Raw genomic sequence first — 14,414 nt, 5'->3', positions numbered from 1 at the left:
TAACTAGCCAGCGGCGGCTGCGCCCTGGCACCCGTAGCCCGGGTAAGCGCAGCGCACCCGGGGTCGAGCGCCGCATGGTCCCGGGTGCGCTGCGCTTACCCGGGCTACGTCAGGCGCTCCGGCTGGCCCTCACCTGCACGATCTCCGCACGCGGCGGCGCCCCGAATAAGCGCTTGTACTCGCGGCTGAACTGCGAAGGGCTCTCGTAGCCGACCCGGTGCGCCGCCGTATTGGCCTCCAGGCCTTCCATTAGCATCAGCCGGCGCGCCTCGTGCAGGCGCAGCTGTTTCTGGAACTGCAGCGGCGACATCGTGGTGGCCGCCTTGAACTGGTGGTGCAGCGACGAGGCGCTCATATGCAGCGTGCGCGCCAGCTCGTCGATGATCAGCGGCTGCTGGTAGCGCTCGCGCAGATAGGATACGGCGCGGGCGATGCGGTTGGAACGGCTGCCGGCGGTAGCCAGGTCGCGCAAGCGGTGGCCGAGATCGCCGATCAGCACCCGGTAGAAGATCTCTCGCAAGGACGCCGGCGCCAGCACGCGCAGGTCGCGCGGATTCTCCAACAGGCGCATCAGCCGCAGCGATGCGTCGAGGAGCGAAATGTCGGCCCGCGCCACGTACAAGCCGCGATCGATGTTGTGCGCCGGCGGTTCGGCGTCGAGCATCAGCGCGCTCAATTCGTCGAGATCGATGTCCAGTCGCAGGCTGAGATAGGGCTTTTCGGGCGTGGCCTCGATCACCTGCCCGATCACCGGCAGCGTCATCGACACGACCAGATAGTGCAGCGGATCGCAGCGGTAGGTCTCGCCGGACAGCATCACCAATTTGCTGCCCTGGGCGATGACGCCCAAACGCGGCTCGTACAGCACGGGCGAACACGGCTGCGGCGAACTGATCCGGACCAAATACAACTGCGGGATCGCGGTCGGATGCATGCCGTCTTCCGGCGCCAAACGCGCGATCCGGTCGGCCAGTTCAGTCTGCTGCGCGTGCTCGGCGCGCAGGGAAATCGTTTCGGCGGAAGCGTGGCTGTGCATGCGGAATACTCCGTTCTGCCGGCACCGCCGATTATGCAAGCGAATAACCGTCCCGCGCCGCTTCGCCTGCGTACAATTGCAGGATCGGGCAAGTTTCCGACAGCAATGGTCTAACGCCGGTAATACGGCCGAGCCTAAGGTTGTCCGCAGCCGGTCCGCGCCGCAGGACGCGCGCTACATGCGTGCCGGTCGTCGCCTCCATTCCCGCCCCCCAACCGGGATTTCCCAAGATGTGGATCGTCCAATACGCCCTGGCGCGCCGTTACACGATCGGCGTCCTCGCGATCTTGATCCTGCTGTTCGGCGTGTTGGCCGCACGGCGCATGCCCACCGACATCCTGCCCGAGGTCGGCATCCCCTCGGTCAATCTGGTCTGGACCTATAACGGCCTGCCGGCGGCCGATGTCGCCGCGAAGATGACTTCGTTCTCCGAGGCGGCGATCCTGAATACGGTCGACGATCTGAAGGAAGTCAGCTCCGAGACGATCAACGGCGCCAGCATCGTCCGCATCGAATTCCAGCCCACGGTCAGCCTGGACCGCGCGCTGGTGCAAATCACCGCGGTGTCGCAGACGATTTTGCGGCGCATGCCGCCGGGCACTTCGCCGCCCCTGGTGATCCGCAACAACGTGTCCAGCACGCCGGTGCTGCAATTGGTGCTGTCGTCGGACTCTTTGACCGAAGCGCAGCTGTACGACTACGCGCGCCTGCAACTGCGTTCGCAGATCCAAACCATCCCCGGCATCCGCATGACTCTGCCTTACGGCGGCGCGCCGCGACAGATCATGGTCGATCTGGACCCGTCCGCATTGCAGACCTACGGCCTGACCCCGGCCGACGTGACCACGGCGCTGGAACGCGGCAGCCCCACCCTGCCCTCCGGCTCCATCCGCGAAGGCGCGCGCGAGCTGCAGGTCTCGCTCGACACCAGCCCGGCGACCGCGGCCGAATTCCTCGACATCCCGGTCGCTGCGCGCAACGGCACCGTCATCTACGTCCGCGACATCGCTTCGGTGCGCGACGGCGGCGCGCTGCAGACCAACGTGGCGCGCATGGACGGCTCCAGCGCGGTGGCGGTGGCGTTGATCAAGCTCGGCGGCGCGTCGGCGGTGGAGATCGTGCGCGCGGTGCGCGAGCGGCTGCCCGAGATCGAAGCCTCGGCGCCGCCGGGCACGAAGATCCAGGCGATCTTCGATCAATCGGTGTTCGTCGACCACGCGATCGGCTCCATCCAGCACGAAGCGCTGCTGGTGGGCCTGCTGGTCGCGTTCGTGGTGCTGGTGTTCATCGGCTCGTGGCGCTCGAGCGCGATCGTCCTGTCGGCCATCCCGCTGGCGTTGCTGGCCTCCGTGGCGCTGCTCAGCCTGCTCGGTTACACCTTCAACGTGATGACGCTCGGCGGCTTGGCGCTGGCGATCGGCATCCTGGTCGACAACGCGGTGGTCGACGTGGAAAACACCAATCGCAATATCGCGCTCGGCAAGGACGTGCGCACCGCGATCCTGGACAGCGCGCGCGAAGTGGTGTTCCCGGAGATGGTGTCCACCATCGCGATCTGCATCGTGCTGACGCCGATCCTGCTGATGACCGGATTGTCGGCTTGGGTGTTCACCCCGCTCGCGCTGGCGGTGATCTTCGCGATGGCGGCCTCGTTCCTGCTGTCGCGCACGCTGATCCCGGTGCTGTGCTATCTGCTGTTGCCGGCCGACATCGAAAGCCGCAAGAACCCGCGCTGGGCACCGGAAAAGCTGCTGCTGGCGGTGAACGGGCGAGTCGAACACGCGCTGGAATCGCTGCGCGAGCGCCACCACGCCTTGCTGGTGCGGCTGGGCCACCATGGCGGCATCCTCGCACTGGCGGCGCTGTTGATTTTCGCGCTGGGCGCGGGCGCGGCGATGTCGCTGGGCCGCGAATACTTCCCGCAGGTCGACGCCGGCCAGCTGCGCCTGCAAGTGCGGCTGCCGACCGGCACGCGTTTGGAGGAGACCGCGGCCAAGTTGACCGAGATCCAGCGCGAGATCCGCAAGATCGTCCCGCCGCAGGAATTGCAGACGGTCTATGAGCAGATAGGCGTTCCGGACGCGATCAACCTGTCGTTGGTGGACAGCGCGGTGGTCGGTTCGTTCGAAGCCGAGGTTTTCCTGCAATTGCGCTCGCCGCATGCGCCTAGCCAGGAATATCTGGCGAAAATCCGGCAACGCATCGCCGAACGCTTCCCCGAGGCGAAGCTGTTCGAGCGTCCGCCGGATGCGACCAGCCGCACTTTGGCGGGCTCCGCGGCCGCGGCATTCGAAGTGCGGCTGATCGGCCGCGACGTGCCCGGCAATCTGGCCTTGGCGCGCGACATCGAACAGCAATTGGGCAAGGTGCCGGGCGCGGTCGACGTGGCCCTGCGCCAAGTGCTCGACCTGCCGGAATACCAGGTGCGCATCGATCGCACCCGCGCCGCGCAATTGGGACTGGATGCGCAGCAAGCCAGCCGCGCGGTGCTCGCGGTATTGGGTTCGGCCGGCACGGTGTCGCCGGTGTACTGGACCGACACCGTCAACGCGATCGCCTACACCGTGCAGGTGCAAGCGCCGCCGTCGAACCTCACCGATATCGACACCCTGCTCAATGCGCCGTTGCGGGTCGGCGCCGACGGCCAAGCCGTCCTGTTGCGCAACATCGCCACGGTCACGCCGCGCAACGTGCCGGCCAGCTTGGCGCGAACCACGCTCGCACCGACCATCAGCGTGCTGGCCAACGTGCAAGGCGCGGACTTGGGCAGCGTGTACGACCGCCTGACCCGGATCACCGCCGACCTGCAAGGCAAGCTGAAACCGGGCAACCGCATCGAGATCGTCGGCCAGGCCGGCGAAATGCAGAGCGCTTATCGCGAGCTGGCCGGCGGCCTGCTGATGTCGGCGGTGCTGGTGTTTCTGGTGCTGGTCGTCAACTTCCAATCGTGGATCCAGCCGCTGGTGGCGATGTCGGGATTGCCGATCGCGATCGCCGGCGCCGCCGTCGGTCTGTTCGTCACCGGCACGCCGTTGAGCGTGCCGGCGCTGATGGGCGTGATGATGGTGATCGGCGTTTCCACCGCCAACAGCGTGCTGGTCACCAGCTTCGCGCGCGGGTTGATCGCCGAAGGGCACGATCCGGAGGTCGCCGCCTACGAATCCGCCGCGGTGCGTTTGCGTCCGGTGCTGATGACCGCCAGCGCGATGGTGCTGGGCATCGTGCCGATGGCGCTGGGCCTGGGCGAAGGCGGCGAACAGAACGCACCGCTCGGCCGCGCGGTCATCGGCGGCCTGCTGTTCGGCACGCCGGCCACCTTGATTCTCGTTCCTTCGATCCTGGCCGTGCTCGGCCGGCGCAGCAAACGCGCCGCCGCGCCCCAACCCCAAGCCATCGCCGCCGGCGATGCAGGAGTCGTCCTATGAAATCCGCCCTCGTGATGCGCATCGCCTGCGGCGCGCTGTCCGCCGCGATCTTGGCGGCGTCGGCCGGCTGCGGACGCAGCAGCGCCGAGCCCAAAGCCGCGAGCGATTTGCCGGAAGTGTTGACCGTGCAAGCCAAGCCCGCCGATGCGGCCTACGAATTGCGCCTGCCGGCGCGCGCGCTGGCCGGCGAATCGGCGCAAATCTACGCGCGCGCCACCGGTTTCGTCAGCGACCGCCGCGCCGACCTGGGCGACGCGGTCGAAGCCGGGCAAATCCTGGCCGTGATCTCCGCACCGGAGGTCGACCAGACCGTGCGCGAAGCCCAAGCGCAACTCGCCCAGGCCAAGGCGGACGAGGAACTGGCCAAGGTCAATTTCGACCGCGCCAGCGTGTTGGTCGGATCGGGCGCGATCTCGCGCGAGCTGTTCAGCGACCGCAAGGCCAACCGCGACAACGCGACTGCGGCGCGCGCCGCGGCGGAGGCGCGGCTGTCGTCCGCGCGCGAGCGGCAAGCGTTCCAGGCGATCCGCGCGCCGTTCGCGGGCGTGGTGACGGCGCGCAACGTCGAACGCGGCGACCGCGTGGTCGGCGATGCGGCCGCCGCAGGGCCGCTGTTCGAAATCAATGCGCTGGATCCGCTGCGGGTGGTGATCGACGTGCCGCAGAACGTCGCGCTGCAGATCCGGCGCGGCGCCGAGGCCGAAGTCAGTTTCCCCGAATTGCCGGGCGAAACCTTCAAGGCGGAAGTCGCGCGCAGCGCGCAGGCGCTATCGCGCGATGCGGGCGTGATGCGCACCGAACTGCGCCTGCCCAACCCCGGCAACCGCATTCCGGCGGGCATGGTCGGCACGGTGCGGTTGCATTTGCAGCGCGCCGCGCCGGTGGTGATGCTGCCGGTGTCCGCGGTGGTGCAGCGCGCCGGCGGCGCGCAGATCGTCGCGCTCAAGCCCGATTCGACGCTGGACTATCGCGACGTGAGCCTGGGACGCAACTTGGGCAACGAGATCGAAGTGCTGTCCGGCGTGTCCTCGGGCGATACGGTGGTGCTGGCGCCGAACGCGCTGCTCACTGCGGGACAAAAAGTGCGGGCGCGGACGAATCCGCCCCCCAAGACCTGAGGCGCGCACCGCGCAAAACGAATCAGTCCTGAGACTCCGCGCCGCGCTCGATCACGATCGGCTCGCCATTGCCCTGGGCCAGGCCCATCGCCGCGAGCGCATCGTCCAGCGCCGCGGCATCCTCGATCGCGCCGCCGTGCCAATACCGGACCTGGCCATCGGCATCGGCGACGAGCAGCAACGGCATCGAATTCGCCTTGAACAGCGCGAGCGCGCGGCGATCGGACAAGGTCGCCACCGGGAATCGGAACCCGTATCCCGCCGCCTGTCGCCGCACCGCATCCGGCTTGCCGGTGCCCACGCCGACCATCTCGACGCTGGGATCGCGGCTCAGCCGCTGCGCCAAAGCGCGCACGGCCGGTGCCGAGCCGGGACACAAGGGGCAATCCTGCGCGAAGAAGTACAGCACTTGATAGCGCGCCGGCGGCGTGCCCAGCCGGATCGGCACGCCGTCCAAAGTCTTGGTCCAGACCTCCGGCAACCACATCTCGACGTAAGGCTGAAAGGCGCGGCTCTGCAGCTCGTCCCGGACCAGCCGCAGATGGCGGTTCTGCGCATACAGCAGCCCCATCAGCAGCAGCGAAAGCGCCAGCGCCGCTACAAGCCAGAGGATTTTGCGGGTGTCGGCCATCGGCGCTCCTACCGGCGCGCCCATCCGCGCCCGATCCGATCCTAGAACAGCCGGCGTATAGGCGGCCTTCGCTCGTTTTCGCGGCTCGTAAAACGGGTTTCGCGCCTCGCCTGGGCGACTCCATCGGATGGCCCTTGACAGGTCGGGGCTGTATGTACTGTACTGGTATCAACAGTACAGTTAGTACAGCAGGAGCCCGCATGGCCCGTACCCAAGCCCTGATGATCCAAATCGCTACCGGCGACCCGCGCCCGATCACCAAGCAGATCGTGGATGCGGTGCGGATGAAGATCGCCACCGGCGACCTGGCCCCCGGCGCGCAACTGCCCAGCGTGCGCGGCCTGGCCCAGCAGCTGACGATCAATCCGAACACCGTCGCCAAGGCTTACGCCGAACTCACCACCGAAGGCTGGCTGGAATCCCGCCAGGGCCTGGGCCTGTTCGTGGCCCCGCCGCGCCAACGCCTGAGCGACGCCGAACGCGAACGCCGCCTGGACGAAGCCATCCAGCGCTTCCTGCACGACGTGATCGCGCTCGACTACCCGCCTGACGAGGTGCAGGCGCGCCTGCATCGCGAGTTTCGTCTGCTTGTTCCCAGGAAAACCGCCTGACCACCGACATTGATCCGAGACCTTCCATGTCCGCCATCCATTCCGAATACGTGATCGAGACCGCCGCGCTGAGCAAGCGCTACGGGCGCAAGCTGGCGCTCGATCGCCTCGACCTGCGCATCCCGCGCGGCCGCATCCACGCCATCGTCGGCGCCAACGGCGCCGGCAAATCCACCTTGTTCCGGATCCTGCTCGGCTTCCTGCCGCAGACCTCCGGCGAAGCGCGCATCCTCGGCCGCGACAGCCAACGGCTGACGCCGCACGATCGCGCCCGCATCGGCTTCGTCAACGAAGAACATACCCTGCCCGGCTGGATGCGCGTGTCGGCGGTGAAAGAGATGCATCGGCGCCAATACCCGCGCTGGAACGAAGCCGCGTTCGAAGGCGTGCTCGGCCACTACCACGTGCTGCCGGAACAAAAAGTCGGCCAGCTTTCGCGCGGCGAACGCGCCGGTTTCAACCTCGCGCTCGCACTGGCGCAAGGTCCGGAACTGCTGGTGCTGGACGAACCGACGCTGGGCCTGGACGTGGTCGCCAAGCGCGCCTTCCTGGAATCGCTGATGTACAGCAACGCCACCGACGATTGCACGGTGATCTATTGCTCGCACCAGATGGAAGAGATCGAACGCGTGGCCGACAACCTGATCATCCTCGAGCACGGCCAATTGAAGAACATGTCCGCGCCGGACGATTTCTGCGCGCGGGTCAGCCACTGGATCGCCGACATCCCCTTCAAGGGACCCGAACCTGCACAAGTGCCGGGCCTGCTGGAAGTGCAGCGGCTCGACGGCCTGCACCACTACCTGGTGCTGGATCAGGACGAGGATTTCGAACGCTTCCTGCGCGATTGCGGCGCGCGCAACGTGCAATCGATGCCGGTCAGCCTGGACCGCGCCGTCAACGCTTTCCTTGCCAAGAACCACGCCGCGCCGGCTGCCGCCTGAGCGCGCTACACGCCGGATAACGGCATGAGGACACCAACATGATCGATCTGTTCAAGGGCGAGCTGCTGCGCTTCCGCTGGTGGGCACTGGCCGCCGGCCTCATCAATCTCGCCGTGCTCGGTTTCCTCAGCCGCATGGTGGACATGGCGCAGCAGCCGCTGCTCGTCTACCAGGTGTTCGCCGCGGTGTATGCCGTGGCCGGCATTTTGCTGGGCCTGTACCAGATGGGCACCTACCGCAAGCCGAACCAGTGGCTCAACCTGCTGCATAGCCCGCTGCACCGCCTGCGCATCGCCGGCGCGTTGACCGGTGCGGGCGCGTTGTTGCTGCTGCTTGCAACGGCCTTGCCGATTGCGCTGGTGGCGATGTACCAGGAAACCATGACCGCGCGCGTGGTCGACCTGCGCCACTGGATGTTGCCGCTGGCGGCATGGCTGATCGCGGTGTCGGGCTACCTGGCCGGCGCCTACGCGATGGTCGGCAACCGCCGCTATTCGTTCGCGGCCTTCCTGTTGCCGAACCTGTTCTTGTACGCGCAGGCCTCGGGCGTCGCGATGCTGGGCGTGCAATGCGCAGTCATCGCCTTCCTCTCGGTGCTGCTGGCGATCGCGTTCAAGCCGGATCCGGCCGTGCCGCCGCGCAATCCCGCGGCGTTGCTGGCGGTCGCGCTGCCGGTGCAGATGGGTGCGTATTTCCTGCTCTGGATGCTGGGCTTCGGCGTCGAGCTGGCGTGGACAGTCACCGGCACGCACCCGCTCAACGCGCCCACGCCGCCGAAGGGCGGGTACATCGAAGCCGACCGCGTCGAAGGCAAGGGCATGCTGCTGCTCGGCATCGAAGGCAGCCGCGACCCTGAGGCCGCGCTGTGGCGCGAGCAGATCGCCCTGTCCGACGTATACACGACTTACCCGCTGCGCAACCTGCCGGTGCGCAACAGCATGACCAATCTGTCGCCGCTGGAACTGGGCGACGACGAGAACAACCTGTGGATGGTGTTCAGCCACGACCGCGAGCGTTTCGTCACCCGCGGCCTGCGCGACCAGCGCCGGATCGGCGAAATGGGCGTGGGCGAGGAGCAGGCCGCATTTCCGGCGCCGACCATGCCATACGGCGCGACCTACCTGTACAACGCGCATGCGGCCTACCAGTACGACAGCGAGCAGCAGCGGATGTTCGAACGCTTCCGCCTGCCAGCGGGCGAAGTGATGGCCAGTCCGCCCGAGCCGGCCGGCGACAACATCGTGGTGCTCAGCGACCGCGCCGCTTATTTCTATCCCGGCCGCGAGGCGACGAACGGACTCGACCTGCTGCAGCCGCTGATGCGGGTGGCGATGCCCGGCCCGGTCGGCAACCTCAGTCGGATCGACGTGATCGAACTGCTGGACGGTTACCTGGTGTCTTACACCTACACCTGGGGCGTGTGGAGCGGCGAACTCCAGCATCCGTTCCAGCAGGTGCTGCGCGTGGACGGCAAGGGCCATGCGCGGGAAGTCGCGCGCCGCGCCCTGTCGATCGATCTGCCGTCCGTCTACACCAACCGCAACACCTGGCTGTCGCCGGTGCTGCGCGCGATCTGCCTGGGCGCGCAAGACCTGTTCGCGGCGAAGGATCCGCTGCGTGCCAAGCCCGAACCCGTGCCGTCGCAAGTGCTGTGGCTGGCCGGCGCCTGCTGCCTGCTGGCGCTGCTTGGCGCGGTGTGGCTGACCGGTCGGCAAGCGCATTCGCCGCGCGGCCGCTGGACCTGGGTCGTGCTGTGCGGAATCGTCGGACTGCCGGCGCTGGCCAGCCTGTGGCTGCTGTATCCGCGTCGCGAGATGCTGGCGGAAACCGTGCCGCAAGCACTGCCGGCCGCCGCCTGAGCCGGAACGGAGAGAGGATCGACGATGACGATGTTCCGGACCCTGTGCGGCACGTTGGCGCTGTGCGCCCTCCTGCTCGCACCGCGCGCCTTGCCGGCGCAGGCAGCCGAAAGCCTCCGCACTGCTGAAGGTGCGCAACGCGCGCTGCCCCGTGCCCCGCGCCTGCCGCGCACGGCCTTTCTCGAAAACCGCACGCTGGTGGCCGCGCAGCTTTCGCCCGCCAGCGACGCGGTGGCCTACTTGCGCGAAAAGAAGGACTCGCGCGGCTTGTGGCTGCTGCCGGCGGATGGCGGCAATGCACGCATGCTGGTGGGCAGCACCCAGGCCGACCAGCTGATGTGGTCGCGCGATGGCCGCTGGCTGTTCCTGCGCGCGTCGCGCGTGCTGAGCATCGTCGGCGTCGATGGCCGCACCGGTGTGCGCGTGCCGCTGGGCGGCACCGAACGGCGCCGGGTGATGAAGCTCGATCCGTCGCAACCGGCCGCCGTGCTGCTGGGCGAACGCGTTCGCGCCGGCAAGGATGAGCGTTGGCGTGTGGTGCGCATGGACGCACGCGGCCAGCGTACCTTGCTGCGCGAAGACGCGCACTGGATCCACGATGTCGCCCTGGACGCACAGGGCCGCATCGTCGCGCTGGCGCGTTTCGAAGGCGACCACGACGCGCTGTATCGCGTGCGCCCCGACGGGACGCTGCGCGAAGTGCTGCGCCTGCGGCCGATGGATAGGCTGGATCTGCTGGCGGTGCAGGCCGATGGCAGCCTGCTGATGACGGGAAATCCTGGCGGAAATTTCCGCCGCGTGATGCGCCTGGATGCGGACGGCAAGCTGCAGACCCTGCACCAGGACCCGCGCGGCGAAGCCGACCTCGACGAGGTCGCGGTCGATCCGCGCACGCAACAGCCGTTGGCGGCGAGTTACCGTAGTACCGTCGCCGCGACTTACGGGATCGGTGATGCGCAGGCCGTGGTGGCGGACATCGCGCGCAAGTTCCCCGACCGCGACATCGGCCTGCAGGCCGGCGGCGGCCCCTCCGCGCGCTGGCTGGTGAGCGAGCGTGCGCCGACATTGCGCGACCCGCGCTGGTACCTGTACGACCCGCGCAATGGAAACCTGCGCCGCATCCTCGACGATCCCGGCATCACCGCGAATGCGCCGAAGGAAGCCGCACTGGCGCGCAAGCTCGCCATCGCCTACACCGCCTCCGACGGCAAGCGCGTGCATGGCTTCCTGCTGCTGCCGCCGGGCGTGGATGCCGCGCATGCGCCGCTGGTCGCGCAGGTGCATGGCGGCCCCATCAACCACTTCCGCGCCGGCTACGACGGCGCCGCCCAGTTCCTCGCCAATCGCGGCTACGTGGTGTTCCAGTCGAATTTCCGCGGCTCCACCGGGCATGGGCGGGACTACACCTTCGCGTCGAACGGCGACTACGGCAACGGCCGCGTGCAACAGGACATCGTCGAAGGCGTGCGCTGGCTGCTGGCCCAGGGTATCGGCGACGCGCAGCGCGTCGGCATCGTCGGCCATTCCTTCGGCGGTTATTCGACATTGTTGGGCCTGACGTTCCAGCCCGAACTGTTCAAGGTCGGCGTCGCCGGCTCGCCGCCGGCGGACCTTGGCTGGTCGATGCGCTGGCTACTCCAAGCCGGCGACCAGGGCGACCTGCCCGACCGTTCGCTCAAGCACACCCTGGCGGCGTTGTCGCTGGATTCCACCGACGCCGCGACTTATGCGCGCCTGCATGCGCAATCGCCGCTGGCGAACGCGGCGAAGATGCGCCGTCCCTTGCTGGTCATCGCGGGCGGCGCCGATCGCACGGTGGCGATCCGCGAAGTCGTCAACTACGCCGCGACGCTGCAGGCCGCGAAGCGTCCGATGACTTTGCTGGTCGAACCGAACGGCGGGCATTCGCCGGTCGATCCGGTCCCGCGCGAGGCTTATCTCTTCGCAATGGAAACCATGTTGCAGCGACACCTCGGTGGTGCGGCACCGGAGCCGCCGGGCCAGCGCCTGCGTGCGTATCTGCGCCAGAACCTGCGCGTGGCCGGCCCTGAATTCGCGAGGTACGCGCAAAAGCCGCGGTAGCCCGGGGGCGGATGGTGCGAAGGCTCGACGACGGACAACGGCGCCCGGACGCGGCCAAGCCTTTATCCGGCAAGCCGGCCTTACAACGCGGCGCCGCTTTCGGCGTCGAAGAAATGCAGCCGCTCGCCGGCCACGGCGATCGACATGGGCTTGCCCCGCTCGGGCAACACGTTGGGCTCGAAACGCGCGATCAGCGGCTGCCGGCCCAGGCGTAGGTTGACGAAGACCTCGCTGCCGACTGGTTCGACCACTTCGACTTCGGCTTCGAACGCGCCGGCCTCGCCATGCTGCGCCGGGCGCAGGTGTTCCGGCCGCACCCCGACCGCGATATCGCGCCCGATCCAGGCCTGCGGCGGTTTTGCGCCGTCCAGCGGCACGCGCGAGCCGTCCTCCAACTGCACCGCCAAGCCGTCCTCGGCCGACAAACGGCCTTGCAACACGTTCATCGCCGGACTGCCGAGGAACGTAGCGACGAACAGGTTCGCCGGCTTCTCGTACAAAGCCATCGGCGTGTCGATCTGCTGGATTTCGCCCTTGTCGAGCACCACGATGCGCTGGCCCAGCGTCATCGCTTCGATCTGGTCGTGGGTCACGTACACCATGGTCGCGCCCAACTGCCGGTGCAGGCGCGCGATCTCGACCCGCATCGACATGCGCAGTTTAGCGTCCAGATTCGATAGCGGCTCGTCCAACAGGAAAGCCTGCGGTTGCCGCACCAGCGCCCGGCCCAGAGCGACGCGTTGGCGTTGGCCGCCCGACAAAGCCGCAGGCTTGCGGTCGAGCAGCGCATCCAATTCCAAGGTCTTCGCCGCTTCAGCGACGCGCGTTGCGATCGCGGACTTGTCGTGTCCGCGCAACTTCAACCCGAACGCCAGGTTCTCGGCCACCGTCATATGCGGGTACAAGGCGTAGCTCTGGAACACCATCGCGATGTCGCGATCCTTCGGCGCGACCTCGTTCACCACCCGCTCGCCGATCTTCAGCGTGCCGGAGCTGATCGATTCCAGGCCCGCGATCATCCGCAGCAGCGTGGACTTGCCGCAGCCCGAAGGCCCGACCAGCACCAGCAGCTCGCCGTCGGCGACCTCGAAACTGGCCCCGGCCACGGCGACGAAGCCGTTCGGATACACCTTGCGCACCTGGTCTAGCTGGACTTTGGCCATCGGAACTCCGGATGCCGGTAAGGACGGACCTTAGAGCACGCGGGCCCGGCCCGCGCTGATTCTGTGCGGTCGCACCATTACACTGGCCCGACGCATGCGGTATTCTGCCATGTAATCGTTTTCACGGGCTCCCCGAGCCCCTTGCCCACCGCCAAGGACTACGCGATGAGCCAACCGCTTGCCGCCGCCAAACAATTCCCCGAAGGCTTCTTGTGGGGGTCGGCCACCGCCGCCCACCAGATCGAAGGCTATCCGCTGGCCGACGGCGCCGGCCCCAGCATCTGGACCCGCTTCGCCCACACGCCGGGCATGACCTTGAACGGCGACACGGGCGACGTGGCTTGCGACCACTACCACCGTTGGAAGGAAGACGTGGCGCTGATGAAGGAACTGGGCATGCAGGCCTACCGCTTCAGCGTGTCCTGGTCGCGGATCCTGCCCGAGGGCACCGGCCGGGTGAATCAGAAAGGCCTCGACTTCTACTCGCGCCTGGTCGATGAGCTGTTGAAGAACGGCATCGAGCCACTGCTCACGCTCTACCACTGGGATTTGCCGGCGGCGCTGGACGACCGCGGCGGCTGGCTCAATCGCGACTGCGCCGAGTGGTTCGCCGACTATGGCCGCACGCTGTACCGCGCGCTCGACGGCCGGGTGAAGAAGTGGGTCACGCTCAACGAGCCTTGGGTGATCACCGACGGCGGCTATCTGCACGGCGCGCTGGCGCCGGGCCACCGCAGCCGCTTCGAAGCGCCGATCGCCTCGCACAATCTGATGCGCGCGCACGGCGCCGCGGTGCAGGCCTATCGCGCCGAGGGCAAGCATGAGATCGGCCTGGTGGTGAACATCGAGCCGAAGTACGCCGCATCGGATTCGCCCGAAGACCAGGCCGCGGTGCGCCGCGCCGACGCCTATATGAATCGCCAGTATTTGGATCCGGCGATCCTCGGCCGTTACCCGGACGAAATGAAAGAGATCTTCGGCGAGGCTTGGCCTGACTGGCCGGCCGCCGATTTTGACCTGATCAGACAAAAGCTGGACTTCATCGGCATCAATTACTACACGCGCAACGTCACCCAGGCGAACGACAGTTACCCGTTGCGCGCCGGGCCGGTCAAGCAACCGCTCGGGACTTACACCGAAACCGGCTGGGAAGTCTTCCCGCAAGGCCTGACCGATCTTCTGGTCTGGGCCAAGGGCCGCTACGGCAACATTCCGACCTACATCACCGAGAACGGCGCCGCGTTCTTCGACCCGCCGGTAGCCGAAGGCGGCCGGGTGCGCGATCCGCTCCGGATCGATTACCTCCGGAAGCATTTGTCGGCGATCCGCGACGCCATCGACGCCGGTTGCGACATCCGCGGCTATATGGTGTGGTCGCTGCTGGACAACCTGGAGTGGTCGCTGGGATACTCCAAGCGCTTCGGCATCGTGCACGTGAACTACGGCACGCAGGAAAGGACGCCGAAAGACAGCGCGCGCTTCTACAGCAAGGTGATCGCCAGCAATGGCGGCGCGTTGGCCGACCCTCTCCCCTACTGACGGAGT

At 67.5% G+C, this 14,414-nt stretch carries 10 protein-coding genes; 7 read left to right on the top strand and 3 right to left on the bottom strand.

Annotated elements, in window-relative coordinates; all coding sequences use genetic code 11:
- Positions 1-109: 109 nt before the first annotated feature.
- The gene (locus FCE95_RS02160; protein ID WP_137265349.1) at positions 110-1,036 is read right to left on the bottom strand and encodes an AraC family transcriptional regulator; all 927 of its coding nucleotides are present in this window, start codon (positions 1,034-1,036) and stop codon (positions 110-112) included.
- Between the two features lie 230 nt (positions 1,037-1,266).
- Here FCE95_RS02160 and FCE95_RS02155 point away from each other — a divergent pair, with 230 nt between their 5' ends.
- Positions 1,267-4,461 (top strand): efflux RND transporter permease subunit, encoded by a 3,195-nt coding sequence (locus FCE95_RS02155; protein WP_137265348.1) that lies wholly within the window; start codon positions 1,267-1,269, stop codon positions 4,459-4,461.
- Entirely contained in the window at positions 4,458-5,579 is a 1,122-nt protein-coding gene (locus FCE95_RS02150; protein ID WP_137265347.1) for an efflux RND transporter periplasmic adaptor subunit, read from the top strand. The genes FCE95_RS02155 and FCE95_RS02150 overlap by 4 nt, the downstream gene beginning before the upstream one ends.
- A gap of 22 nt (positions 5,580-5,601) precedes the next feature.
- Here FCE95_RS02150 and FCE95_RS02145 read toward each other — a convergent pair whose 3' ends face one another.
- Positions 5,602-6,210, bottom strand: a complete 609-nt coding sequence (locus FCE95_RS02145; protein ID WP_189644611.1) for a peroxiredoxin family protein — start codon at positions 6,208-6,210, stop codon at positions 5,602-5,604.
- A gap of 200 nt (positions 6,211-6,410) precedes the next feature.
- Between FCE95_RS02145 and FCE95_RS02140 the strand changes: the two genes are divergently transcribed.
- The 4 genes from FCE95_RS02140 to FCE95_RS02125 are packed head-to-tail and all read left to right on the top strand — an operon-like array spanning position 6,411 to position 11,706.
- On the top strand, positions 6,411-6,821 hold the full coding sequence (locus tag FCE95_RS02140; RefSeq protein WP_137265345.1) for a GntR family transcriptional regulator: 411 nt from the start codon (positions 6,411-6,413) through the stop codon (positions 6,819-6,821).
- Between the two features lie 26 nt (positions 6,822-6,847).
- A complete protein-coding gene (locus FCE95_RS02135; protein WP_137265344.1) occupies positions 6,848-7,765 on the top strand; it encodes an ABC transporter ATP-binding protein in 918 nt (305 codons plus the stop codon).
- A gap of 38 nt (positions 7,766-7,803) precedes the next feature.
- Positions 7,804-9,624, top strand: coding sequence for a hypothetical protein (locus FCE95_RS02130; protein WP_137265343.1), 1,821 nt, complete (start codon positions 7,804-7,806; stop codon positions 9,622-9,624).
- 24 nt (positions 9,625-9,648) lie between these two features.
- Entirely contained in the window at positions 9,649-11,706 is a 2,058-nt protein-coding gene (locus tag FCE95_RS02125; protein ID WP_137265342.1) for a S9 family peptidase, read from the top strand.
- Positions 11,707-11,786: 80 nt separating this feature from the next.
- Here FCE95_RS02125 and FCE95_RS02120 read toward each other — a convergent pair whose 3' ends face one another.
- Positions 11,787-12,869 (bottom strand): ABC transporter ATP-binding protein, encoded by a 1,083-nt coding sequence (locus FCE95_RS02120; RefSeq protein ID WP_137265341.1) that lies wholly within the window; start codon positions 12,867-12,869, stop codon positions 11,787-11,789.
- Positions 12,870-13,034: 165 nt separating this feature from the next.
- Here FCE95_RS02120 and FCE95_RS02115 point away from each other — a divergent pair, with 165 nt between their 5' ends.
- A complete protein-coding gene (locus FCE95_RS02115) occupies positions 13,035-14,408 on the top strand; it encodes a GH1 family beta-glucosidase (protein ID WP_137265340.1) in 1,374 nt (457 codons plus the stop codon).
- Positions 14,409-14,414 lie beyond the last annotated feature (6 nt).

This window comes from Luteimonas gilva (assembly GCF_005239095.1).
GTDB lineage: Bacteria > Pseudomonadota > Gammaproteobacteria > Xanthomonadales > Xanthomonadaceae > Luteimonas_C > Luteimonas_C gilva.
Note: the sequence above shows the minus strand (reverse complement) of the source record. Positions and strands in the feature narration are given on the sequence as shown.